This is a genomic window from Glaciecola nitratireducens FR1064 (genome assembly GCF_000226565.1).
Taxonomy (GTDB): domain Bacteria; phylum Pseudomonadota; class Gammaproteobacteria; order Enterobacterales; family Alteromonadaceae; genus Glaciecola; species Glaciecola nitratireducens.
This window is the reverse complement of record NC_016041.1, coordinates 1,556,959-1,581,463: the sequence shown is the minus strand read 5'-3', so window position 1 is coordinate 1,581,463 and position 24,505 is coordinate 1,556,959. Positions and strand designations below refer to the sequence as shown.

The window sequence follows — 24,505 nt, the reverse complement described above, 5'->3', positions numbered from 1 at the left end:
TTCATTTTCAGATATTTTTAGCAAGCGTGCACTTTTCATCACGCTGCTTTTATTACTTTAGAAACCACTTGCTTACTTTCACTGATCATTGCCACTGTTGCCCGGCGAACTTTAAGCAACAGCAAATAGGCTAACGGCACTAAGAACAGGCTGGTTACTGTGCTGAACAACAGACCTCCAATTATCGCTATAGCCATTGGCGCATAAGGAGGGCCATCGCCACCAATGCTGACGTCACCTAAAGCCAGCGGCAGCAAGCCAAGTACTGTTGTTAACACGGTCATGAGTATTGGCCTGACGCGGCTTAGACATCCTTCGATTATGGCATCAGGCACGCTCATGCCCATGTTCGCCAAGTGATTTATTCTATCCACCAGCACAATACCGTTGTTGACGACAATGCCCATTAAAATCAACATCCCGATCATACCCATCACTGTCATGGCATTGCCCGTTATCAAGAACGCCCAAAATACGCCAGTAAACGAAAAGAAAAGAGAAGTCAGCACGGCCGTTGGCAACATCAGTGATTCAAATAATGCGGCCATTACGATATATATCATAATGATGGCTAGTATCATGTTAGTCAGCATTATCGATTCGTCTTCATCTTGACGCTGGAAACTGCCTTCTAATGACCATGAATAGCCCGACGGTAACTCGATATTTTGCATAATACGTTCAATGCGCTCGCGAGCCTCATCGACCGTGACATCTGCTTCTAAGTTACCGCCGATGCTGAGTGACGTTTGGCGTGAACTGCGCTGAATTTGTGATAGTCGAGGCTCAACTTTCATCGTTGCCACCATGTCCAGCGTGACATTTTGATTCTCATCTCGAAAAATAGTCAAATTACGCAGCTTTTCCACAGAAGTTTGCAGCGCCTCGTCGAACATGAGTTTAATGCTCACCTCGCCTTCAGCTTCGCCTCTAAATGTGCGTAAATTGGTGCCACGCAATGCAGTGCTCACAATATTCGCAACATCACTTGAGCTTAAACCAAAGCGGAAGGCTTTTTCTCTATCTACGCTAAGCTGCAGTTCGAAATCTTGCCCATCGACATCTGTTTTCACATCAGTTAAGCCTTCAACACTGTTCATAACAGGCACGATTTGATTAGCTAATCGCAGCAGATTCTCTGAGCTTTGACCAAATAGAGTAAGTCGAACTCCGCCGCCCGAGCCTTGGTCCCACTGAAATGAAGGCTTCGCTCTTGCAAATAATGGCAAGGTTTCTTTAATGTCATTTTTTAAATCTTTTACTTTTACAGGTAGGTCATCTTCTAAGGTAATTCCCGAAACAGCAAAACCAGCGGTGTAATAGCTATATACCTGCTTAATATGGAATTTTTCCTTATTTGCATATAAATAATCTTCCATTTTAGCGACTGACTTTTCAACTTCTTCTAAGCTGTAATTGCCTTGAATATCGTAGTTTAGCCAAATGCGATCTTGGTTGTTATTGCTGTCTTCATCGCTTTTCAACAAGCTCATTGGAATCGCTGTACTCAGCAAGATTGCAACAGCAATGGCGGCTGTTCCTTTTTGATGCGCAATAGTCCAACGCAAAATACGTTCGTACACTGTCTTCAATCTAGAGGTTTTTTGCTGTACCAGTTTTGGTTTTATTTTGAGCTTCGTTGTGAGTAAAGGAATGAGGGTTTGCGCAATCACTAACGACGCTACCAGCGAAATGCATATAGACACAGCAACGTGCTCCAAGAAAACCGTCAACTCTGCTTTTACGCCGACAATGTTGGGCAAAAAGACAATGACGGTTGTTGCTGTACCTGCAATGACCGCTAAACTCACTAGAGAAACGCCTTTTTTGGTCGCTTCAATGATGTCATCTGATTTTTCTCGTTCTTGGAATATACTTTCTGTTACCACGACCGCATTGTCTACCAACATACCAACCGCCAACATCAAGCCCATGAGTGACAGTATGTTCAGCGTATAGCCCATAAAATACATACAAGCTAATGTGATACAAATAGCAAAAGGCACTGAAAGGACCACCACTAGCGTTGTCGCCAAATTACGTAAAAACAAATACAGGACAATGATGGACAGAAAGCCACCGACCAAACCTGAATTAATCAAATCTTGCAGTGACTGAGTGACACTTGTCGCTTCATCTTGCATCACAAACACATTGATGCCGCTAAAGGCAGTGCTGTTTTTCGCATTTTCAATTTCTGCCATGACCGCTGTCGAGACTTCAACCAAATTAGCACCCGACTCTCGAAAAATGTTCAATCCAATCGCATGCGTTTTGTCTAAATGACGTCCTTCCACTGCTTTTGGTGTCTCATACTTCACCTCGGCAATATCGCTCAGACGCACATTTCGCATGACAATAATGTCTGCAATTTCTTCTTTACTCTGATACTCACCGCTAGGATTGATCGTTATTTTTTGGTCGAGATCAAAGAACTGCCCCGCGGTCATTGAAAAGTTAGCGTCGCGCAAGGTTTGTGTTAATAACGCCACGTCAACATGCAGTGCAGCAACTCGGTCTGGATCAAGACGAATTGAAATTTGTTTTTTTTGTACACCATATAACTCGACTCGAGATACGCCCTTAACGCGCTCTATTGGCATTTTTAAGTTGCGCTCTAGCAAGTCATATGAATTTGAAATATCACGGTCGCTGGACAATCTTAACTGAAACACCGGCATATCGGCTAAATTGAATTTAAATACCATAACGCGCTCAACATCAGCAGGCAGTAAATGACGAATAGCATCAATCTTTTCGCGAGCCTCTATACTCTTCGCCTTGATGTTTGCGTCCCAGTCAAAGCGAATATTAATTTCAGCGCTATTTTCATTTGAAACTGAACGCAAGCGCTTGATACCTGACATTGTCGCCAATGCCTCTTCAACCGGGCGCGTAATCATTTTTTCAATTTCGCCTGGCGTTGCATCTTGATATGGTACTTGAATAAAAAGCTCTGGAAAGTCGATGCCGGGAAACTTCTCCAGCGGCAAATAGCGACTTGCCCCCAAGCCCATAATAAGCAGTGAAATGAACACCATCGTAATAGTGACTGGGCGACGAATAGCGAAGGACGCAAGCACTGCGCCTGCATGCGCAAACTTATCCATGGCTAGGCTCCTCAGTTGCGTTACCTGATGCCGAATTGCCAACAGGAGTAGGAACCTCAACAGATTTAAACTGCTTACGGTCAAACAAGCTGTAAAGCACAGGGATAAGGAACAGGGTTAGTAATGACGCAAATAACAATCCAAAGATCACCGTTACTGCCATCGGTGTTCTAATTTCAGAACCTTCGCCCAAACCAATCGCCATAGGGAGCAAGCCCAATACGGTGGTTAAGGTCGTCATTAAAATGGGGCGCAGTCGACTTTGCGCAGCTTCAATTATCGCTTTTCCTTTTTCAACGCCACTTTCGCGTAGCTGATTAATTCGATCAATCAACACAATCGCATTATTGACGACAATCCCTGCCAACATTATTAAGCCGATAAATACCACAACACTGACATTAGTACCGGTGAGCACTAAGCCATAAATGGACCCCGCGCAGGCCATCGGTACCGTAAACAAAATTAAGAAGGGATGCAGAAACGATTCAAATTGAGAAGCCATCACGATATACACCATAAATACTGCCAGAGCTAACGCTAAATAAAGCGACTCAAAGCTGGCTTTCATTTCTTCGCTCTGCCCTGCTACATTCGCCTGCAGACTCATAGGCAGTTGGATGTTGTCAATCGCTTGCTGCGCATCAATAACGGCTGCGCCGAGGTCACCATAAGCGAGGTTGGCTGAAATTAAGACCACGCGCTGCTGGTCAACACGGCTAATTTCACTTGGGCCCACAGACATTTCAATTTCTGCCACAGCAGATAAAGGAATGGCTGGCGAAGCACCTGGATTAACAATAATTTGTCCAATATCGCGAATTGAATTACGCTGCTGCTCTTGATTTCGCACTAAAATATCAACTTTGCGGTCATCGACGCTAAATTTGCTCGCGATTTCTCCCCCTACTTTCGCTGCAATCAAGCTTGAGACATTCGGTGCATTTAAGCCCAATTGCGCTAACTTCGAATGATCAAAGTTAATTTTTAACTCAGGGTTGCCTGCTTGCAAAGAGCTTTTGATATCGGCAAATCGTGTATTCTTTCCTAGTTCATCAGCGAGCACGTCGCCGTAACGCTTCAAATTCGCTAAGTCATAGCCAATAATTTCGATCTCTAACGGCGTAGAAAAACTGAAGAACTCAGGAGTACCAAACTTACTTTTTACACCTGCCTGATTTCTCAAGTAAGCGCGCATAGCCTCAATAACCGCCTGCTCTTGTGCAACACTAGCAGTATCCGCCATTACCACGTTCAATTTACCCCAGTTGTCGCCACCCTGTGCTGGTGAAGCGTTCATTAAACTGCCTGTACCCGCTAATGAATAAGTGCGTTCAACGCCTTCTTGCTGCTGAGTATAAGTGGCTAATTCAGAAAGTGTTTTATCGGTATTTTCAAGTCTTGAACCACTCGGTAAGGTAATTTCGACATCAAACTCGCCCTGTGACATAGGCGGTATTAACTCGACACCCAGCTTTGGAATAAGCAGCATCGACAATAGCGAGACCGAAATAATAAAAGCAAAAACCAAGAGGCGCGCCTGCATAGCCCAATCTAACAATTTAAAATAGGTGGCAGATAATGCATCATATATCTTATCGAACACCCAAAGCGCAGGTTTAAATAACCAACTCAAAGCAACACTTAGAATGCGAAATAATGACACCATTAAACCAACTACAAAAGCGGGTATAAAATAAAAAATCGTTTTAAACAACCAGCGTAAAGGAGCAGCTAAATACCAGAAAAAACGTGCGACTTTGCCAGACGGTTTGCCCTTAGCGGAACGCGGTCCTAAATCAAGATCAGCCTTTTCTGCTGCAACTGTGACATTAGATTTATCGCGCGCTGCCAACATAGGGATCAGCGTGAGAGCAACAATAAGGGATACGAGTAGCGCAAAGGTTACGGTTAAGGCCTGATCACTAAACAATTGACCTGCAATACCTTCTACAAAAACCAGAGGAAAGAAGACTGCCATTGTCGTCAGGGTTGATGCAACGATTGCCATCGACACTTCTGACGTACCTTTGGCGGCGGCTTCCAGCGCATTGACTTTGTTTTTCTTGTGGCGGTCTATATTTTCTAACACCACAATGCTGTTATCTACCAACAAACCGATCGCTAATGCAATACCGCCCAAGCTCATAATATTTAAACTGATGTCATAGCTATTCATTAGGTTAAAGGTAGCAATAATAGAAACCGGAATAGAAATGGAAATAATGAGCGTAGGCCAAATATTTTTGAGGAAAAAATACAAGATGAACATCGCTAGCACACCACCGATTAGCGCAGCTGATTTCACTTCATCAATCGCACTAGAAATAAACTCTGATTGGTCATAAACCTTTTGCAATTCATAGTTTTCAGGCAAACTGCCGCGAATGCGCTCTAAGCGCTCAGTAACCGCGTTAGCTACATCAACGGTGTTGGCATCGCCTTCTTTATAAATGGCAATTTCAACACCTTCAAAGCCGTTGAAACGTGTAATTGAATCTCGTTCTTTATATGAGTCGACTACTTCGGCTACGTCTTTTAACTTGATGAACCGACCCTCTCGCGTTGCGATATAGAGATTGCGCATATCGTCGAGGCTTTCAAACTGATTAATGGTGCGCACCAGATATTCTTGCGAACCATCTTCAACACGGCCTCCGGATGCATTCACATTCTCGTCTTTTAGGCGTTGAATAATATCACTCAGAGAGATGTTAAGCTGACTCGTTCTTTGTTGGTCAATGAGTACCTGTACTTCGTTTTCCAGGCCACCGCCAATGCGCACCGACGCAACACCTTCAATCGACTCTAGCTTGCGTTTTATTTCTTCTTCAGCATAGATTCGAATACGTTTGGTGGCGTTAGTGTCCATAGTAACTGCGGTTCTAAGCTGCGTATTTTCAGATGTTGGTGCAGCACTTACCGCTCCTAAACCAAAGCGCATGACGGGGTCGAGGCTTGGGTTGAAACGCAGTAGCAATGAACGTTTTACATCTAGTGGCAAGAATAGAACGTCTAGCTTTTCGCGAACTTCTAAACTGGCTAAACCCATTTCTGTGCCCCATTCGAACTCAAGCACAACGTCGGACTGCTCTGCTTTTGATGCAGAAACCACTTTGCGAACGCCCTTCACGACGCCCACTACTTCTTCGATAGGTTTGGTTACAAGTTGCTCCACCTCACTTGGTGCAGCACCGATGTAATCTGTCCGGATAGTGAGGGTTGGATAAGACAGTTCAGGCAGTAAGTTAATGGATAGACGAGACAGTGAAACAAAGCCGAACAGCAATACTGCCAAAGTAAACATCCACACGGTGACCGGTCGCTTCACGGCAACATTAATTAAGCTCATGATGTTTCCCTCAATTAACCGTTAACGATGTCGACAACAGCGTTGTCTTTTAGATTTTGATGGCCGGTGATGACAACTCTTTCATCACCCAACAAACCTTCTGTCACTTCAATATAGTTGCCTTCTTGATAACCAGTTTTAATCGCTACTTTTTTCGCAATGCCCTGGTCATCAACAACAAATACATTCACCTTATCATCTAAAGCCAGCATGGCCTTTCTTGGTAACAAGGTAGCATTCTCACGGGTATCGTAGTTTAGGCTTACCTGTGTAAACATGCCGGACATGAGTTTGTTGTCTTCGTTCGGTACTCGTAAGGTGACTTTGAACGTACCTGTTTTCGGATCTATCACCGGGCTAATTCGCTCAACAAATGCATTTATTGGTGCATCGTTCAACGCGTTAACAAGAAGTCGAGCTTTTTGATTTTCATGTACTTTTGATAATTCTTTTTCAGGTAAATACACAATGCCATAAAGCTCTTTTTGTTGAACGATGTGAAACATTCTTTCGCGTTGAAAGGATTCGGTAAGGTTGCCTACTTTTGCATTTCGTTCTGCAATAAACCCGCTAATAGGCGCAACAATGGTAGCTTCTTTTAAGTCTAATGTTGCAAGCGCGAGAGTTGCCTTTGCTGATTCATATTGCGCGGTAATTTTATCGTAAGTGTCGTCACTCACTAATTTCTTATCGTACACTTTGTTGATTTTTGATAGCTCTTTTTCTATACCGGTCATGTCTGCTTGTGCGCGTCTCAAATTGAGTTCATATCTTTCTGGCTCAAGCTTGGCCAACACTTGGCCTTTTTCTACGTAATCACCTTCTTCAACCAGTATTTCCTCGATAATGCCTGACGCTCTGCCTACAACAAATGCTTCTTCTTTCGCTTCTAACACGGCAGTGGTGGTGTAGTTTGAAGAAATACTGCCTTTATGCACGGCGCTAACCTCAACAGGAATGGGAATCACTTGGACTGCCTCATCCTCAGCAATCTCACCTTCTGTTTTCGTTGCTCCCGCCTGCCCACATCCGTTAATCAAAACGACGATACTTAGAAGGGAAGCGAGTGCTGCTAGTTTGAATTTTTTGGTAATCACTCTGTTTGTAATTAGAGAAGTTGGGGCATTCATAGTCAGATCCTTGAGCGAACTTGTTGTTTTAATTAATCATCTACGCCAAAGTTTGCATTGACTGTGCCAGATATAAAAAACATTGAAAATCAACAATTTAAGAATAGTCAGATTGAAAAAATAGGATTTTGACCACAAAATATGGCGAATTTTGCTAATACTTGGTTTAGTTTTGCAAAAAAGTGAAATATGAGTTTATGAGGTTGATACAAACTAGGTCAGGGTTGTCAATACAAGCTAGGTCAGGGTTGTCAATACAAGCTAGGTCACAGTAGTCAATACAAGCTAGGTCACGGTAGTCAATACAAGCTAGGTCACGGTAGTCAATACAACCTAGGTCAAAGTGATCAACACAACCTAGGTCATGCTCGCGAAGGCGAGTACCTCCAACATTACACGAAAAACATCATACTGCAGCATTTATTAGCTTGCCATTATGATTAGGAGGTTACTGCCTGCGCAGTAAAGACGGTGGGAGTTAAAACAATAGCAATTGTCGAGGACGATTCTTTTTTGTAACTCTACAATATTTGTTTTATAAAAGTAGCGGGAACACCACCTACGACAGTGTTTGCTAAAACATTTTTGTTAACCACAGCCCCTGCCGCGATAACTGCATTGTCGCCAATTGTTACTCCTGGCAATATCTTTGCGCCCATACCTATCCAAACCCCGTTACCGATGGTAATTGAATGCGCGCTTTCAATGCCTTTTTTGCGCTTTTCGGCGTTTAAAGGGTGCGTCGCGGTTGATATTAAGACACCCGGCCCGAGCATGACGTCATCGCCAATTGTGACCAATGCGCCATCAAGAATAACGCAGCCGTGATTAGCATAAAACTGCTTACCCAAGTGAATATTGTAGCCATAGTCGCAGTAAAAGTGAGGCTCAATCCAAAACGATTGAGTGCTGCCAAACAGACCCTTTAGCAGCTTCATTCCCTGTTTGTAGTCATTAGGTGAAAGTTGATTAAACTGATGGCAAACCGTTTTAGCGTTCAGTCGATCGGCCTGCAGTTGCTTATTACTAGGGAAATAAGCCTCTCCCGCCAACATCTTTTGCTTTTCGCTCATTTCAATCATTTATGTCTATCACTTTGTTTTAGTCCATCAGAGGTTTTGTATTTCTAATACACTTTAAAAGTTAGGCTTATAATCATACGATTCAACCGTGCCCGATTGATGAAAATTGTCAAGCTGCTGTTTTCTCGCAAACAAGCTATTCACTACATTATATGGGACCATTTCAATGGAGTTATTGAAATGCTCAACGCTGCGATTATAAATCGTAATTGCCGCCGCCACGTTTTCATTTTTATCGCTAATTTCGTCCATCAAATCCTGAACAATCTTGGTAGAGCCAAGTTCCGGATAGTTCTCTGCAGTTGCCTTGAATGAGGAGAAGACAGCCTTCGATTTGGTCTCAACATTTGCCAATGCTTTTACGTCAATGTCATCTTTGTCTAAAACAGAAATAGACTCTCTTAGTGCAGTCACTTTCTCTATGAAGTCGCTTTCAAATTCTTTAAAATTGTCCGTCAATTTCGTTAGTTGCGGAATAACATCCTGTTTTAGTTTTTCATAAGTGATCACGTCAGACCAAGCGCGTTTCGCTCTATTCAAATTACCGACAATTTGGTTGTATAAAATAATAATACCGATGATGATGACAGCGGCAACGACTAGTAGAGTAATCATATAAAATCCTATTTGTTCTCGTTAATAAACTGAATCAACCTTTTAGCGTCTTCCAACAAAGGAATTCGTGCAGGCTGCTGTAATTGTTTCACAAAATCTTCCGGCTTGCGCAAAGAAGGCTTTTTTACTTGGGTTGGAAAAACGTCTTTTGGTAGTTCAAAACAAGCCACAGATTGAGTATTTACATCCATTGATTTAATAAAATTATATTTGTCGGTGAAAGCTAACACCACTTTCGGATCGAAGAATTTAGCCGCTTGAATTTCACTAGCACATCGTACTTTATACAACTTATTAAACGCCCTACTTGCGGAATCCCACTTCGTCTCAAAGCGTTTTGCATTAAGTGATAAATAGTTAAAATCAATAAACTGCACCAGCATGCCATATTTGTAGTGCGTACTTCTTGTTTTCGATGTTCTTGAATTGCCATTACTGTCGGTTGTATGCTGTGTCGAGACATTCACATATTTAAACTCAAAAAGAGTTAGAGGCGTTGAATCGACGCCACATAGATAACGTTTAGTAATACTTTGGCTTTCATCACCACAGTTGAACAACGGAAATATCGTTTTTAATTCTTGCCAGTAGCTTTTACCATTGAAGGCGTAATCGCGCTCCATGCCCGCGTTGATTGCAACAGCCCGCACATATAATTGATCGCCGATACTTTTGATGGAAGCTATACGGATCCAAATATTTGCAATGCAAGCAACGCCGACAATAAAGCCGCCAATGCGCATCCAAATACGCTGGTCGTAGGACAGGTCCATTTGCGTCCAAAAAGACAGCAAAACAGAAAGCACGGCAAGCCCTAATCCAACTATCGCTAAACTGTGGTTGAATGAGTAAGCGCTGCGCTTTGAGAATTGCGAAATATGCTGCGCGACTCTATTTATATCATCCTTAGATTTAGCGGTTATTGCATGAGCCTTTAGCTCACCCAAATGCTCTTTTAAGGTTTTATTTCTTGAAGTGCGCTGCATTAATCCTCTCACAAAATCGGCCATATTTAACAGTGATGCTTGTTCTGTTTGTTATCACGAAACAAAAAATACCATGCAACTATACCACAGCAGTTTTAGTTTCGATTTCATTTACTTAAGGTTGAATAGCACGGTTGTATAGAAATCAAAAACTAAATCACAAGGGTGTATAAAAACAAGTTCCATATTGATAGGAAAGTCTTGTTAAATACTTGTTAATAAATTATATTATCTGTAACTTTTTGATAACACGCTACTGACGTAACGATATTATCTTAGCAATCGATAGAATGATGTAAAAGTAAACTCGGTTAGCGCAAATATTGGTGGGCTGCGCTTCAAGACCATTAACAGCATTTAGAGCAACCTTGTTGTAGCAGGAGTCACAATGATTTTGAATCATTTATGGGGTATTTATACTCACCCGAAGGAAGAATGGCAAACAATTGATAAACGCCATGAATCTTATTTTTATTCTCTTAGCCATATTATGCTAATCGCCCTTATTCCTGCAGGCATGGCTTATTTTGCCTCTGCTCATCTAGGTTGGGATATTGGTGCAGGAGCAACCGCTGATACGATTAAACTGACCCAACAAAGCGCAATACAAATGGCGATTGCTATGTATTTTGGGCTCATTATTGGCGTCATCGCATTAGCAGTCATAATCAATGAATTAGCGAAGTCGTTTGACGCATTTCCTACTTATACGCAATCGCTAGAACTCGCGGCATATACAGCAACCCCGATCTTTATGACTGGCTTTAGCGCATTCTATCCTGAATTATGGTTCATTATGTGCGTTGGTCTTGTGGGTCTATCCTACTCTGTGTATCTGCTTTATTCAGGTGTGCCAATTATGCTGCATATTCCTGAAGAGAAAGGTTTTATATACAGCAGCTCTGTAGTGACGTGTGGTCTAGTTTTGCTTGTGATCCTGATGGCTTCATCTGTGATCTTATGGAGTGTGGGTGTTGGTCCGCAATATATGTAAAAGCATAATTAACCATACAGTCAAAGCAGACAGAAAAATATAAAAAGGCCCCGAAAGGTTTAACTATCGGGGCCTTTTCTTTTATAACCTGCAGCTGTTCAATGAGTTTAGCTTAAGCCAGCGTTTGTAAGTTTGGGTAGCGAGCTCTATTAATAACAATAAATTAACTATGAGGCAGCCAAACTTAACTCTAAAGCTCTAGGCATAGCATCAACGTACTGTTGTACGTCAGAGATTAAGCCCATACTGACGCGCGACCAATTATTGTAGTCCTGATAGATGCCGCGAACTAACACATTTTGTTCTGCCATTTTCTGTCTAAATATTTCTGCATTAGCAGAACCTAAATCCACGAATATGAAATTTGTAGCGGAAGGCAATGCAATCAAGCCATTTGCTTTCACTGCATCAAATACCATTTCGCGCCCTTCAACTATTTTCGATTTGGACATTTTTAAGAAAGCTTCATCATTGTAGCTGGCGATCGCAGCGGCTAAACCTGCCTGATTCATGGCATAACCGCCTAGGCTGTGTCGATTAATATTAGCGATGTTTTGCTCAGAGCCCATCATATAACCAACGCGTAAGCCCGCTAATCCATAAATTTTAGAAAACGTTTTAGCAACAATGACGTTGTGACCCTGTTTAACCAAAGAAACCATGGAGTTCTTTTCTGGCATATCGGTGACTTCGTTATATGCCTCATCAACTAAAACCAAGGTGCGCTTTGATGCTTTTATACAAAATGCGCGTAACTTATCGGCATCTAATAAACTACCCGTAGGGTTATTGGGATTGGTCACATGAACCATAGCAACGTCATCATCAATGGCTGCGTAAAGGGCATCGAGGTCGATACTCAGATCGGCGGTTTTAGCAATCCGTTTTATCTTAGGAGCCCCGATTTTTTGAGGTGCTTTAGCGGTAGTATCCCAAAATAAATCAGGACCTAAGATTTTTCCTTTCTCAGCACTTGCGATAGCAGCATAAGACAGTACACCGCTTGAGCCAGAGCTCAAAGTCACCTGGCTTTTACTCAGGCCATTCTTCTCTGCAATCATGTCTACCAATACTTGATAGGGCTCAGCCGCATAATAAGCGCCTTTAGTACTTGCTTCGACTATCGCTTTAATAGCAGCGGGGCTTGGACCATATGGATTCTCGTTGGCATTGAGCTTGGCGACCCCTGACGCCGGCCCATATGCAACTGATGGTGGACTATAATTACCAGCTGAAGCTGCGCTTGGCAATGTCACTAAGCCACCAACAGCCACAGCAGATGCAGTGGCTAGAGACCCTCGTAAAAACATTCTTCTACTAATATTGTCCATCATATTTTTAGTCCTCGTGCTAATTTTTTAAAGTTAAAATGCTTTGTAATACATCGAAATAGACACCACTACCAAGTAGAGCCCAAACATTCTTTTTAGGTTTTTTTCGTTCAGCTTATGAGCCCAATTAGCTCCAAGTGGCGCAGTTATCATTGAAGCAGCGCTAATGGCTAGTAAAGCGGGTAGATTGATGTATCCAAAGGTACCAAATGGTAAATTAGACACGTCATGACCCATCAGCAAAAATCCGATTGCACCGGGTAAACCAATAATAAAACCGACACCAGCGGCAGTGGCTACAGCTTGGTGTACGGTACGATTACATATAACCATGGTCATGACTGTAATAGTGCCACCACCGATTCCTAGCAGAGCCGAAAATCCGCCTAAAAATGAGGCTAATCCAGCCTTTGCGGGTCCGGTAGGCATTGTTAACGCGTTTGGTGAAAGAGTAAAAAGCTTGGGGAATAAAAAATACACTGAATAAGCTAAAACACCTGTTGCAAACACTATTATCAAGCTCTGTGGCCTAGCTTGAGATGCAATATACAAACCACCTAGCACTCCTAGTACCAACCAAACAGCCCAGTCTTTTAAAATCAAAAAATCGACTGCATTTTTCTTTTTATGAGCTTGAACAGAACGAGCGCTAGAAACTACAATCGACGCTAAGGATGTACCAATGGCGACTTTTATCAATTGATCGGATGCTTGCGTAAAAAAAGGAAAAACGGCTAATAAGGCTGGTACAACAACAAAACCGCCTCCATTTCCAAACAATCCGGCAGTTATACCCGCAACGGCTCCCGCTACGCATAGAGTCAAAACAAAAAATAAAACGTCCATTTCCATAAAGCTGCTTAGTATTTCTTAGAAATTATGCAATATCGAAACGATATTGCTTTGCTTTAAAGAATTTGCAGAAATAGTGCCAATAGTCATTTGCAATGTTTACAAGGGCTTACCGAAAGAAGAATCAGAGAACTGCACTGAAATGGTTAATCTTTGCGCAACAATAATGCAGACGGCAAAACGGGAAGACTGCTTCTTGCTAGCAGAATTCTGAGGAAGTGAACTTTAGAGTTGGTGATGGAGAGGACAACAGCGCTTCATTAGAAGCGCCGAAGAAACAGCGAGTAGTCAATGGTCTTTTTATACAGACTTTTGGAATTTTTGACTTAACAAAAGACCCTAAACTCACTTTTTATTAATTTCATTTAGGATGCAACGGCGCTTAATGTGTTCCCATATTATGCATTTCAAGATTACTCAACTCTTCTTGAATCACTGGCGATTTAATTTTTTCGCCTCTGGATTTATCGATACTTTCAAGGTATTCCTGATTAACATCGCCAGTAATATAATTACCGTCAAATACCGATGTCTCGAAGCGTGTGATTGCCGAGTTTTCTTCTCTGACTGCATCAACTAGGTCGTCAATGTTTTGAAAGATTAAGCCATCAGCTTTTATGCATTCACAAATCTGCTCAATTTCACGGCCATAGGCGATTAATTCATTGGCAGAGGGCATATCTATGCCGTACACATTCGGGAAACGAATTTCAGGTGCGGCAGAAGCAAAGTAAACTTTATTCGCGCCTGACTCTCGCGCCATTTCAATAATTTGCTCTGACGTAGTACCGCGAACAATTGAGTCATCAACTAACAATACGTTCTTACCCTTAAACTCAGACGAAATAGCATTTAGTTTACGACGCACTGATTTTCTTCGCTGCGTTTGCCCCGGCATAATAAATGTCCGGCCAATATAGCGATTTTTCACAAAGCCTTGACGGTAAGGCTTATCCAAAGTAACAGCAATTTGTAGTGCTACATCCATCGATGTCTCAGGAATTGGGATAACAACATCAATATCAAGATCAGCCCATTCTCTGGCTATTTTCTCACCGAGTTTACGACCCATGTTAACGCGAGATGCATAAACACTAATACCATCAATAAATGAATCAGGTCGGGCAAAGTAAACAAATTCAAAGATACACGGGTTACAGCTTGGATTTTTTGCACACTGCTTAGTAAATAATTCACCCTTTTCATTAACATAAACCGCTTCACCCGGTGCTACATCTCTGACGAAGGTAAATCCTACTGAATCTAAAGCCACGCTCTCAGAGGCAACCATATATTCATCACCATGCTCAGATTGGCGCTTACCCAGCACTAGAGGACGAATACCGAAGGGGTCTCTAAACGCAACCATACCGTTACCGATAATAGCAGCAACCACCGCGTAAGCGCCTCTGATCTTAGTGTGCACAGTTTCTACCGCTGAAAATATCTCTTCGGGCTTTACTTCAAAGCCTGCCGCATTTTGTAGCGCATGAGCAAAAATATTCAACAGCAATTCAGAATCTGAGGTTGTGTTTATATGACGACGAGCAATACTGAAAACCTCTGCTTGAAGTTCGTGCGCATTGGTTAGATTACCGTTATGCGCAAATGCAATACCGAATGGAGAGTTTACGTAAAAAGGCTGCGCCTCCGCAGAACTTGAAGATCCCGCCGTAGGATAACGAACGTGCCCTATACCTACGTTGCCGGTCAAACGCTTCATGTGACGAGTGCGGAATACATCTCTCACCAAACCGTTTTCTTTGCGTAAGTGAAACATCCCATTATCAATTGTCATGATGCCTGCAGCATCTTGGCCACGATGCTGAAGTACAGTTAACGCGTCATAAATGTCTTGATTAACAGGGCCTTTACCAACAATACCAACGATACCACACATAAAAAAACCTTTTATTTTGTTGGAGAAAGGAAGCTGGAGCTTCCTTTCACGTATTCAAAAAACCACTCAATAATGACTGAAAACTCAGGCACCAATATAGATTGCAGCCACCACTCGCTCTCTGCAAATGGGGTAAACGTGTCCATGAAAAAAAGCAATGCGCTAATAATCAGCACGCCGCGTATTGCGCCAAAAACTGCGCCCAATGCTCGGTCTGTACCGCTTAATCCGGTTGCTTTCACTAGTTGCGAAACAATATAGTTAATAAGAGCACCGATAATCAATGTCGATACAAACAAGATGGCAATGGCCACGCCATTTCTAAACAATTCATCTGAAATTTGGGTCAAAAATTTTGCGAGTTGAGGATAAAGTTGACTTGAGATGATAAACGCAGAGAACCAAACAACAAGGGAGATGGCTTCTTTTACAAAGCCACGGATGACGCTGATGACGGCAGACAAGGCAATGATGCCTAAAATGGTGAAATCAAACCAATTCATATAAAAGATGCGTCTTAGGTTGAAGTTCTGTCATAAACCTTTTCTAAACATTGGCGCTACCAACAATATTGGCGAGGCCTACATTAATAGTTGGTTCTAATTTGGCGCGCATTCTACCAGAAGGCGTGATTCAGTCCAATGATAAAATAGATAAATAGTTTGGTTTTTTTATTAGTTGGAAACAACATCGAACGTAGTAACTTTACCGGTCAACCCTGTCGTCTCTTTCAGGTGAGGCAATGCTAACTCTAATTTTTCTTTATCTAGCTCGGGGCCAACAAACACTTTCGTTAAGCGTCCAGCGCTTGTTTGTACTTTTCGACTAAACGAACGATAACCTGCTTTCTCTAATTTTCTAAGCAAGTCATTCACGTTTTTTTGATTCCCGAAACTGCCTAACTGCACCACCCAACCGGCATTATCATTTGCAGTATTTGAAGCACTCTTCGCCACAGTTTGCTTGGCAAGAGAATTATCCTGTGCAGCAGACTCAGTGCCGCCGGAATTCGCTGCGACTTCTTTGGCGGAGTTGCTTGCCTCTGCTTTTAGATTATTAGCCATCCGTTCGGCTATTTTGCGTTCTTCATCGGTTTGTTTTTCAATATCTGAAGAACCAGGTGTCTGCGCTTCTCCCTGAGTGCCCTGCGCTTCCTCCAACAGCGCATCAGCAGCCTGCTCGTCAATGACGACAACTTCTCTGCGAGTTGCTTTTGCTACATCTTCTGTGGGGAACGCATCGGGTGCAGTAGCTGATAAATTAGACGTTGAGCGCGGGAAATCCACGAAAGTTTCAGTGTTCGTTTGCTTTTTTCCGTCCAAATAATCGGGCAGAAATATAACAGTCACGGCAACAAGGATGATCGTTCCTACAAGCCTATTTTGTAACGCGTTTGACACTGATGTTTTCCCCAACAAATTAATTCGAGTTGTTTGCCTACGGTTGATTATGCACTAGCATGGTATTTGAGAACAGCCGCAACGGTCAAAAAAGATCCCATAACCAGAATAATATCATTCGCTTGGGCATTACTTACGGCTTGTTTGAACGCTAAATCGACTGTTTCAAAAGGCTCTATTTTTGAATTCGTGTTTAATTCAGTGCTTGATTGAACAGCCCTAACTAATCGTTCAGCCTTCTCTCCTCTATTCGTTGGCAAAGCCGCACAATACCAATGTGCGTTAATATCAGAAAAAACCTGTAAACTTATTTCGATGTTTTTATCTTTTAACATCCCCACTACGATATGACAGGTATCAAAAGAATAAGTTCTCATTAAGCGACTTAATTGCAATGCGCTATCTTCGTTGTGCGCAACATCAAGAATGATAGCGCAGCACTCATCAATTTTTGGCTGACGTAAAATATGATGACGTCCCATAAGCTGAGTTTTGTCTATGATCGCCTGTATATCGCTTGTTTTCGCTAAGAATGGATGAGCCGTTTTTAGCTTATTACTTATTACATTATCACTTTTCGAAAATGCTGATTGGCTTAGAGCATTGACAGCGGCCAAGGCTGTTGCAACATTCTGCTTGGGTATTTTAGCGTTTTTCGCAGAGAACTGCTGACTCCGAATACTTATGAGACCAGAAGCTTCGTCGAACATAAAGTCTTCGCCACGGCAAATAAGCTTTGCGCCTATTTGTTCCGCATATTCTAGCATTGATTGTTGGGGTGTTTCTTCGCCGATGATCGCAGGCTTATTAGTGCGGAAAATACCCGCCTTTTCAAAAGCTATTTTTTCTTTCGTATCACCTAACCAAGCTTGATGATCGAGTCCGATACTGGTTATTACCGCTACATCTGCATCGATAACATTGACTGCGTCTAGTCGTCCTCCTAAACCTACCTCTAGGATTACCACATCAACTTTTTGCTTAGAAAATGCATTCAACGCTGCTAACGTGGCAAACTCAAAGTAAGTAAGGTCAATCGAGCCCTGTGCGTGATCTTTTCGACTGTTATCTATTTGCTCGAAGATATCGCAAAGCATATTTTGTGAAATCAAGTTCCCGTTTAAACGAATTCGTTCACAAAAATCGACGAGATGTGGCGAACTATACACACCTACTGTAAGGCCGGCATGCAAACAAATTTGTTCAATCAGTGCGCATGTGGTGCCTTTGCCATTCGTGCCTCCTACAGTGACCACAAACTGTTCTGTGAAGTCAATATTGAGGCGTTTTACTAGGTCCTTAGTACGAGACAAGCCCATATCAATTTCCTTGGTATGGGCTTGTTCGATGTAAGTCAACCAATCAGATAGACTTGTATTTTTGTTCATTACCGATGTTTATCTACTTTTAATTCGCTAAGCGCTTGTCAGCATGTTGATGATGTAGTTTTGATAATACAGAAAAGAGCTTATCTCGCATCAATCTGCGATCGACGATCATGTCTATCGCACCTTTCTCGATTAAGAATTCGCTACGCTGAAAACCCGCAGGCAATGTTTCTCGCACAGTCTGCTCTATAACCCGAGGTCCAGCAAAACCAATCAAAGCTTTAGGCTCAGCAACGTTGATATCACCAAGCATTGCTAAACTAGCAGACACACCACCCATTGTAGGATCGGTTAATACCGAAATATAGGGCAAACCCTGTTTGCTCATTTTCGCCAGTGCTGCACTTGTTTTCGCCATTTGCATTAGTGATAACAAGGCTTCTTGCATACGCGCGCCGCCGCTTGTAGAAAAACACACCAATGGTGTATTGTTTTCTAAGCAGGAGTTTACTGCGGCAACAAATTTAGCGCCAACAACGGAGGCCATTGAACCACCCATAAAAGCGAACTCAAAGCTTGCTACGACAATTGGCATACCGTTTAGTTTGCCTTTTACGACAACTAGGGCGTCTTTTTCATTTGTTGCTTTCTGAGCAGCAGTGATGCGATCTTTATATTTTTTACTGTCCTTGAACTTGAGAATGTCCTGAGGCTCAAGGTCTGCAGCAATTTCTTCGCGATCTTTGGTATCTAAAAATGCATTAATTCGAGCACGTGCTGTGATACGCATATGGTGATCGCATTTTGGACAAACTTCTAATTGTTTTTCCAGTTCGGTTTTGTATAGCACTGCATTACAAGAACCACACTTTGTCCAAATACCTTCGGGCACATTGCTTTTAGTTGATGACTGCGTGCGTGGAAGTATTTTCTCAATCCAACTCATTAACCATTCCTATTTTAATTCTTAACTAGACGCGCTCTGATGTTTGTATCAAATTTCAGGCATTGTGGCCACCTGCCAGCGTCCATTCTAACCGAATTTTGCGGTATTTACTGAAGCTTAGCCATGCATTAAATCATACTATTGTTGAATGACGAAAGTAAAACTGGTCTAAGAAGTACTAAAGTCATCCATACAACTATAAAAATATAGGGCCAAAAGAGCTCGTTGGCATATCAAATTCCTGTGGATAAATGACATTAACTAAGTAGAGACCATTTGGTCTTGCGGTTGTTCCAGCCACTTTTCGATCTTTTGCTTCCAGCGTATCTTTCATCCAAGAAACGGATTCTTCAAGCGTACCCACTCTCACTAAAGAGCCAACAATATTTCGCACCATATGATGTAAAAACGCATTTGCTGCAACTTCGACAATAACGTAATCGCCTCTGCGGGTAACTGAAATTTCTTCCATACGGCGCACCGGCGACTTTGATTGGCAGTTGGCCGCACGAAATGAAGTAAAGTCGTTATCGCCGACCAAACACTGCGCTGCTTGATGCATTTTTTCGACATCTAAAGGGTAGTAAATATGAGTAATACCCGCGTGTAATATAGCCGTACGCAATGGATGGTTATAAATGATATATCGATAGCGCCTAGACGTAGCTGAAAAGCGAGCATGAAACTTGTCTGTCGTAACCTGCGCCCACTTTACAGCGATATCTTTTGGCAGGTGCGTGCAAACGCCACGTGTCCAAGCTTTGATCGGTCTTTCAACTTCTGTGTCAAAATGAACAACCTGATAGGTCGCATGCACACCTGCGTCTGTGCGTCCTGCGCAAGTCACTACAACCGGTTCTAGTGCTATTTTCTCTAATGCATTTTCAAGACATTCTTGAACACTGATAAAACTATTTTGACGCTGCCATCCATAATAATTGGAGCCGTCATATTCTATGCCTAACGCTATTCGCATGGTAATAAAATCGCTATCTTCAAGTTACTTCTTCGTTCTAGCTTGTTGCGTAGCATTTCTTCTGCCTTGCCCCGCTTTATTTAGCTTGTGCTTTTTAACCGAACGACGCATTCTGCTTAACCGCGTATGGTCCAACTTATCGTCTTTCTGGTTTAACGTCGTTTCAGTTTCATTAGGCAACTGCACCATTTTTCTTAACTGATTAACCTTTTCTAGGTCCAATTCAATCCAAGCGCCTTGTGGTAAACGCTTTTGTAAGTCTAAGTTACCGTAACGCACGCGCATCAATCTGCTAACCTGAACGCCCTGTGATTCCCACAAACGTCTTACTTCTCGGTTTCTTCCTTCTGATAAAGTGACATTAAACCATTGATTTTGGCTTTCATCATCAGTCGGTCGAACGTGTATGTGCGTGAATTTCGCCATACCGTCTTCTAGCTCAACGCCCTTTTGCAAATCTCTGAGCATGTGCGGAGTTACTTCACCGAAAATTCTAACCGCATACTCTCGCTCAATTTCGTGACGAGGATGCATCAATCGGTTTGCTAATTCGCCATCGTTTGTAAATAACAAAAGGCCACTGGTATTAATGTCTAGGCGACCAACCGCTATCCAACGGTCTGCTATTATTTTTGGCAAACGCTCAAATACAGTTGCTCGTCCCTCTGGGTCATTGCGAGAGCAGAGCTCACCTTCTGGCTTGTTGTACATCAATATACGACAGGCTGACTTTTCGCCGCTGCGCGAAATCAGATGTCCGTCCACTCGAAGCTGGTCAGTTAGTGTGACGCGATCGCCCAATGTGGCTATTTGACCGTTTACCGAAACGCGACCTTCTTGGATCCAGCGTTCCATTTCTCTTCTTGAGCCAACGCCATTATTCGCGAGTGCTTTTTGTAACTTTTCTGTATTTTGACTATCCGTCATGTTTTTTCTTCACTTAATTTGATGTTAAATTTCATTTTGAAATTCAATAAAACCTGCAGAGCGCAATAATCTGTATCGTTCAATTTTAAATTAAAAAAAGAACAATATATTCATCGTGCCTTAATGTAACTTTTCACTACTTTCTTGACTACTTTCCGAACGCTTATCTGGCATGCCTGTTTGAGTGTGCTTATCACTCATATCTGCGTTTGCCTCATTCATGTCCGCGGCGCTCATTGCTTTCTCTAAGTTTTCAGTAAAATCAGCGGCTGAGGGCAATTCGGCCAGCGTTGATAGTGAAAAATAATCTAAAAATGTTTTAGTTGTCGCTAACAGCGCTGGTCTTCCCGGCACTTCTTTGTGCCCAATCTCTTTAATCCAGTTTCTCTCTGAAAGAGATTTAACTATGTGGCTGCTAACCGACACACCTCTAATCTCTTCAATTTCGCCGCGCGTAATTGGCTGGCGGTACGCAATAAGAGCTAAGGTTTCTAGCATAGCGCGACTGTATTTAGGTGCGTTCTCCTGCCAGAGCTTACTTAACATCACGCCCAGCGCTTCGTTAGACTGAAAGCGATAACCACTCGCAACTTTTACTAGCTGTATACCGCGCGGCGCGTAATCCAATTCCAGTTCCGCGAGTACCTTCTTGATCTGCATATTCGACACAGTGAAATCACTTAAAAATGTTGCCCTCATGACATCGATGCTAAGCGGTCCGTCGGCAACAAAAACACCCGCTTCAATAAGCTGCTTCAACTGAGTGTCGTTAATTTTTTGCATTCGCGTATTTTACCCTATTTTAGCTTGAACGACTGCGTTAATTGAGTGCACTGTCTCAATTTGATGAATATCGTGCCATAGTATTGCAGGCGCCAACGTTTAGATTTCTCGAAGTTTACACTTCTGCATACTCGATTTCACCTAACTTAACGTGAATATGGGTAAATGCACCCTCTTGAGAGCACAGAATCAACCCACTCTTGACCAGCTCCAAAATGGCAATAAAGGTAACGACTACTCCCGCTTTACCCTCAGACAAGGAAACCAGACTGGACAGTTCTGTGTAGGTCTCATGGTTGAGCTTTTGCAATATATAGGACATTCGCTCACGGGTAGACAGTGCTTCTTTTTCAATATGATGGTGCTCAAACGCTTGGGCTCGCTGCAAGACTAAATGAAACGCGTAGGCGATTTCTTGCATAGTAACCTGGGGAAGATGTTTGATAGCCTGGACGTTATCGCTAGTTTGCGCTGTCGCTTTAAAATTGTCTCGCTCCATTCTTGGAGCCGCATCCAGTTGTTCTGCAGCTTTTTTGATTTGCTCATATTCTTTCAAACGACGGATCAGCTCTGCACGAGGGTCGTCTTCGTCTTCAGGCGCATCGTCACGCTTCGGCAGCAATAAGCGCGACTTAATTTCAGCTAACATAGCCGCCATAAGCAGGTATTCGCCAGCCAGCTCGAGCTTTACTTCCGTCATTACCTCAACATATTCCATATATTGCTTCGTAATTTGCAATACCGGCAATTCAACAATATCGAACTTTTGACGACGTATCAGATACAACAATAAATCGAGGGGACCTTCAAATCTCTCCAGTATCACTTCAAGTGCATCGGGAGGAATGTAGAGGTCCTCTGGTTTGTCAACAAACGCTTCGCCATTAACAAAAGCCAACGCGAGGGGTTGCTGCTCTTTTATTTGAGCAACATCTGCGGCGACTTTATTGCTAGGCTGCGTATCGTTTTGACTCATTCAAAAGGCGAAGGGTCGCCGTTTCCAACGCGAATGACATCAGTTCCACCCTCAGACATGTCGATGACTGTCGTGGGTTCCTCGCCTAAGTAGCCGCCATGGATAATTAAGCCAACCAACTTTTCAAGTTTGTCTCTAATTTCTTCTGGATCAGTTTCAGCCATTGAAGCATTTGGCAATATCAAGGTCGTTGACATCAGCGGCTCACCTAGTTCTTCGAGCAGAGCTAGCGCAATAGGATTGTTGGGTACACGGATGCCGATGGTTTTACGCTTTGGATTTTGCAGGCGTTTTGGCACTTCTTTTGTTGCTTTGAGAACAAAAGTATAGGGCCCAGGGGTGTTGTTCTTAATTTGTCTAAATGCCGCGTTATCGACCCTTGCATAGACAGAGAGTTCAGACATGTCCCGGCACATAAGCGTAAAATTATGATCTTTGCCTATGTCTCTGATGCGACAAATTTGCTCAAGTGCTTTTTTGTTTTCCATCTGACAGCCAATGGCATAGCCAGAATCTGTCGGATAAACAATCACCTCGCCTGCTTTTATAATTTCACAAGCCTGTTTTATTAATCTAACTTGCGGATTATCTGGATGAACATAAAAAAACTGACTCATTGAACTACCTCTTTGGATGTCGCTAAATTCCAATTATGCCAAACCGGAGTGCATGAAAGCGGGATGTCTAAACGACGGCCTAACTCGGTAAAACGACTTGGAAAATGAAAATCAGACCCTACCGATGCAAGCAAGGCATTGTCAGACATAATTTCTTGTAATAATTTTTTCTTATCTGCTGCCATGTTGGGGTGTGTTATCTCCATTGCATCCCCCCCTAACTCAGCAAACTCAGACACTAGTCTGCGCAGCCATTTTGTCGTCATATCATAGTGACCTGGATGAGCTAATACCGCTTGTCCGCCCGCGTCATGTATCCATTCAATGGCTTCCTGAATACTAATCCACTTAGGTGTGACGTGCGCTCTTTTATTCTTACCTAAATACGTACTGAATGCTTGCTGAGCATGCGTACAAATTGATTTTTGCACTAGCGCTCTCGCAATATGATTCCGTGAAATCTGAGCGCCATCTGCAATTTCTAGCGCTAGATCATAAATACCTTCGTGCCCACATTTAGCCAATTTCTGACAAATTCGTTCAGCACGTTTATCACGTTCAGCAAGTTGGCCCTCTAAACGTTGCAGAAAAACGGGATCATCTTTATTCACCCGCAGTCCAACGATGTGAATATCGAACCCGTGCCAAGACGTCGACAGCTCAATACCCGCAATAATGCTTAATTTCATATTACTATTTTTTGCGTATTCAGACGCGATGCCAATGCCGGCAACGGTATCGTGATCGGTAATAGCAAGTACATCAACCTGCATTTGTTGTGCGCGTTGTACCAATTCTACGGGCGTAAGCGCACCGTCTGAACACGTTGAGTGACAATGTAAATCTATTTTCAAAACATTTTCTTCTTAAAATTTGCAACTAAAGCAGTCATTAGGCTTGACATAAAGACCGATTTGTTTTCTCCTATGCAGTATACATGAAAGCAAAACGTATAAATACGAATTAGCTTAAATACAAGACGCCAAAACACAAATTAAGAGAACACGTTGAAAAAAATTCAAACACAATTTAAAACAACCTTTTTTGCAGCATCGTGTGCAAAAACGAGCAGTCGTGCTCAGGTTAATGTTTGGTGGTGGCACAACCTCAACTAGGGGCTGTGTAAACGTGTTCGTTTCGCAATATTAAAGCCCGTTTGACGGGCTTTTTTTTTGATTCATTTTTACCCGAAAATAAATA

20 protein-coding genes are annotated in these 24,505 nt (G+C 42.6%); 1 reads left to right on the top strand and 19 read right to left on the bottom strand.

Annotated features, from left to right (window positions below; genetic code table 11):
* Positions 1–38: 38 nt before the first annotated feature.
* The 6 genes from GNIT_RS06925 to GNIT_RS06900 all read right to left on the bottom strand — a co-directional run bounded on the left by GNIT_RS06925 (position 39) and on the right by GNIT_RS06900 (position 10,299).
* The gene (locus GNIT_RS06925; RefSeq protein WP_014108452.1) at positions 39–3,110 is read right to left on the bottom strand and encodes an efflux RND transporter permease subunit; all 3,072 of its coding nucleotides are present in this window, start codon (positions 3,108–3,110) and stop codon (positions 39–41) included.
* Positions 3,103–6,462, bottom strand: coding sequence for an efflux RND transporter permease subunit (locus tag GNIT_RS06920; protein ID WP_014108451.1), 3,360 nt, complete (start codon positions 6,460–6,462; stop codon positions 3,103–3,105). Before GNIT_RS06920 ends, GNIT_RS06925 begins: the two co-directional genes overlap by 8 nt.
* Before the next feature lie 14 nt (positions 6,463–6,476).
* Complete coding sequence (locus tag GNIT_RS06915; protein ID WP_014108450.1) at positions 6,477–7,592, bottom strand: efflux RND transporter periplasmic adaptor subunit; 1,116 nt, start codon at positions 7,590–7,592, stop codon at positions 6,477–6,479.
* 521 nt (positions 7,593–8,113) lie between these two features.
* Positions 8,114–8,674 (bottom strand): sugar O-acetyltransferase, encoded by a 561-nt coding sequence (locus tag GNIT_RS06910; protein WP_014108449.1) that lies wholly within the window; start codon positions 8,672–8,674, stop codon positions 8,114–8,116.
* A 54-nt stretch (positions 8,675–8,728) separates the two neighbouring features.
* Positions 8,729–9,289: a LemA family protein gene (locus GNIT_RS06905; protein ID WP_014108448.1), complete on the bottom strand. Its 561-nt coding sequence runs from the start codon at positions 9,287–9,289 to the stop codon at positions 8,729–8,731.
* An 8-nt stretch (positions 9,290–9,297) separates the two neighbouring features.
* The gene (locus GNIT_RS06900) at positions 9,298–10,299 is read right to left on the bottom strand and encodes a hypothetical protein (protein WP_014108447.1); all 1,002 of its coding nucleotides are present in this window, start codon (positions 10,297–10,299) and stop codon (positions 9,298–9,300) included.
* Between the two features lie 364 nt (positions 10,300–10,663).
* On the opposite strand from GNIT_RS06900, the gene GNIT_RS06895 reads away from it, so the two are divergent.
* Positions 10,664–11,269, top strand: a complete 606-nt coding sequence (locus GNIT_RS06895; RefSeq protein WP_014108446.1) for a Yip1 family protein — start codon at positions 10,664–10,666, stop codon at positions 11,267–11,269.
* A gap of 167 nt (positions 11,270–11,436) precedes the next feature.
* Here GNIT_RS06895 and GNIT_RS06890 read toward each other — a convergent pair whose 3' ends face one another.
* From GNIT_RS06890 to GNIT_RS06830, 13 genes are all read right to left on the bottom strand, one after another.
* On the bottom strand, positions 11,437–12,603 hold the full coding sequence (locus tag GNIT_RS06890) for a pyridoxal phosphate-dependent aminotransferase (protein ID WP_014108445.1): 1,167 nt from the start codon (positions 12,601–12,603) through the stop codon (positions 11,437–11,439).
* 30 nt (positions 12,604–12,633) lie between these two features.
* On the bottom strand, positions 12,634–13,452 hold the full coding sequence (locus GNIT_RS06885; RefSeq protein WP_014108444.1) for a sulfite exporter TauE/SafE family protein: 819 nt from the start codon (positions 13,450–13,452) through the stop codon (positions 12,634–12,636).
* A gap of 382 nt (positions 13,453–13,834) precedes the next feature.
* A complete protein-coding gene (gene purF, locus GNIT_RS06880) occupies positions 13,835–15,352 on the bottom strand; it encodes an amidophosphoribosyltransferase (protein WP_014108441.1) in 1,518 nt (505 codons plus the stop codon).
* A gap of 11 nt (positions 15,353–15,363) precedes the next feature.
* The gene (locus tag GNIT_RS06875; protein ID WP_014108440.1) at positions 15,364–15,855 is read right to left on the bottom strand and encodes a CvpA family protein; all 492 of its coding nucleotides are present in this window, start codon (positions 15,853–15,855) and stop codon (positions 15,364–15,366) included.
* A 171-nt stretch (positions 15,856–16,026) separates the two neighbouring features.
* Positions 16,027–16,752: an SPOR domain-containing protein gene (locus tag GNIT_RS18365; protein ID WP_014108439.1), complete on the bottom strand. Its 726-nt coding sequence runs from the start codon at positions 16,750–16,752 to the stop codon at positions 16,027–16,029.
* A 47-nt stretch (positions 16,753–16,799) separates the two neighbouring features.
* Positions 16,800–18,140, bottom strand: coding sequence for a bifunctional tetrahydrofolate synthase/dihydrofolate synthase (gene folC / locus GNIT_RS06865; RefSeq protein WP_014108438.1), 1,341 nt, complete (start codon positions 18,138–18,140; stop codon positions 16,800–16,802).
* Between the two features lie 19 nt (positions 18,141–18,159).
* Entirely contained in the window at positions 18,160–19,026 is an 867-nt protein-coding gene (gene accD, locus GNIT_RS06860; protein WP_014108437.1) for an acetyl-CoA carboxylase, carboxyltransferase subunit beta, read from the bottom strand.
* Between the two features lie 196 nt (positions 19,027–19,222).
* Complete coding sequence (gene truA / locus GNIT_RS06855; RefSeq protein ID WP_014108436.1) at positions 19,223–20,002, bottom strand: tRNA pseudouridine(38-40) synthase TruA; 780 nt, start codon at positions 20,000–20,002, stop codon at positions 19,223–19,225.
* Positions 20,003–20,026: 24 nt separating this feature from the next.
* Entirely contained in the window at positions 20,027–20,929 is a 903-nt protein-coding gene (gene rluB / locus GNIT_RS06850; RefSeq protein ID WP_014108435.1) for a 23S rRNA pseudouridine(2605) synthase RluB, read from the bottom strand.
* Positions 20,930–21,049: 120 nt separating this feature from the next.
* Positions 21,050–21,712: an SMC-Scp complex subunit ScpB gene (gene scpB, locus GNIT_RS06845; RefSeq protein ID WP_014108434.1), complete on the bottom strand. Its 663-nt coding sequence runs from the start codon at positions 21,710–21,712 to the stop codon at positions 21,050–21,052.
* Positions 21,713–21,827: 115 nt separating this feature from the next.
* Positions 21,828–22,688, bottom strand: a complete 861-nt coding sequence (locus GNIT_RS06840; RefSeq protein ID WP_014108433.1) for a segregation and condensation protein A — start codon at positions 22,686–22,688, stop codon at positions 21,828–21,830.
* Positions 22,685–23,305 (bottom strand): L-threonylcarbamoyladenylate synthase, encoded by a 621-nt coding sequence (locus tag GNIT_RS06835; protein WP_014108432.1) that lies wholly within the window; start codon positions 23,303–23,305, stop codon positions 22,685–22,687. The genes GNIT_RS06840 and GNIT_RS06835 overlap by 4 nt, the downstream gene beginning before the upstream one ends.
* On the bottom strand, positions 23,302–24,159 hold the full coding sequence (locus GNIT_RS06830; RefSeq protein WP_041246333.1) for a PHP domain-containing protein: 858 nt from the start codon (positions 24,157–24,159) through the stop codon (positions 23,302–23,304). The genes GNIT_RS06835 and GNIT_RS06830 overlap by 4 nt, the downstream gene beginning before the upstream one ends.
* Positions 24,160–24,505 lie beyond the last annotated feature (346 nt).

Coding starts and splice junctions, on each gene's coding strand:
- GNIT_RS06925 (WP_014108452.1), bottom strand. CDS start 3,110: ATGGATAAGTTTGCGCATGCAGGCGCAGTGCTTGCGTCCTTCGCTATT.
- GNIT_RS06920 (WP_014108451.1), bottom strand. CDS start 6,462: ATGAGCTTAATTAATGTTGCCGTGAAGCGACCGGTCACCGTGTGGATG.
- GNIT_RS06915 (WP_014108450.1), bottom strand. CDS start 7,592: ATGAATGCCCCAACTTCTCTAATTACAAACAGAGTGATTACCAAAAAA.
- GNIT_RS06910 (WP_014108449.1), bottom strand. CDS start 8,674: ATGATTGAAATGAGCGAAAAGCAAAAGATGTTGGCGGGAGAGGCTTAT.
- GNIT_RS06905 (WP_014108448.1), bottom strand. CDS start 9,289: ATGATTACTCTACTAGTCGTTGCCGCTGTCATCATCATCGGTATTATT.
- GNIT_RS06900 (WP_014108447.1), bottom strand. CDS start 10,299: ATGGCCGATTTTGTGAGAGGATTAATGCAGCGCACTTCAAGAAATAAA.
- GNIT_RS06895 (WP_014108446.1), top strand. CDS start 10,664: ATGATTTTGAATCATTTATGGGGTATTTATACTCACCCGAAGGAAGAA.
- GNIT_RS06890 (WP_014108445.1), bottom strand. CDS start 12,603: ATGATGGACAATATTAGTAGAAGAATGTTTTTACGAGGGTCTCTAGCC.
- GNIT_RS06885 (WP_014108444.1), bottom strand. CDS start 13,452: ATGGAAATGGACGTTTTATTTTTTGTTTTGACTCTATGCGTAGCGGGA.
- purF (WP_014108441.1), bottom strand. CDS start 15,352: ATGTGTGGTATCGTTGGTATTGTTGGTAAAGGCCCTGTTAATCAAGAC.
- GNIT_RS06875 (WP_014108440.1), bottom strand. CDS start 15,855: ATGAATTGGTTTGATTTCACCATTTTAGGCATCATTGCCTTGTCTGCC.
- folC (WP_014108438.1), bottom strand. CDS start 18,140: ATGAACAAAAATACAAGTCTATCTGATTGGTTGACTTACATCGAACAA.
- accD (WP_014108437.1), bottom strand. CDS start 19,026: ATGAGTTGGATTGAGAAAATACTTCCACGCACGCAGTCATCAACTAAA.
- truA (WP_014108436.1), bottom strand. CDS start 20,002: ATGCGAATAGCGTTAGGCATAGAATATGACGGCTCCAATTATTATGGA.
- rluB (WP_014108435.1), bottom strand. CDS start 20,929: ATGACGGATAGTCAAAATACAGAAAAGTTACAAAAAGCACTCGCGAAT.
- scpB (WP_014108434.1), bottom strand. CDS start 21,712: ATGCAAAAAATTAACGACACTCAGTTGAAGCAGCTTATTGAAGCGGGT.
- GNIT_RS06840 (WP_014108433.1), bottom strand. CDS start 22,688: ATGAGTCAAAACGATACGCAGCCTAGCAATAAAGTCGCCGCAGATGTT.
- GNIT_RS06835 (WP_014108432.1), bottom strand. CDS start 23,305: ATGAGTCAGTTTTTTTATGTTCATCCAGATAATCCGCAAGTTAGATTA.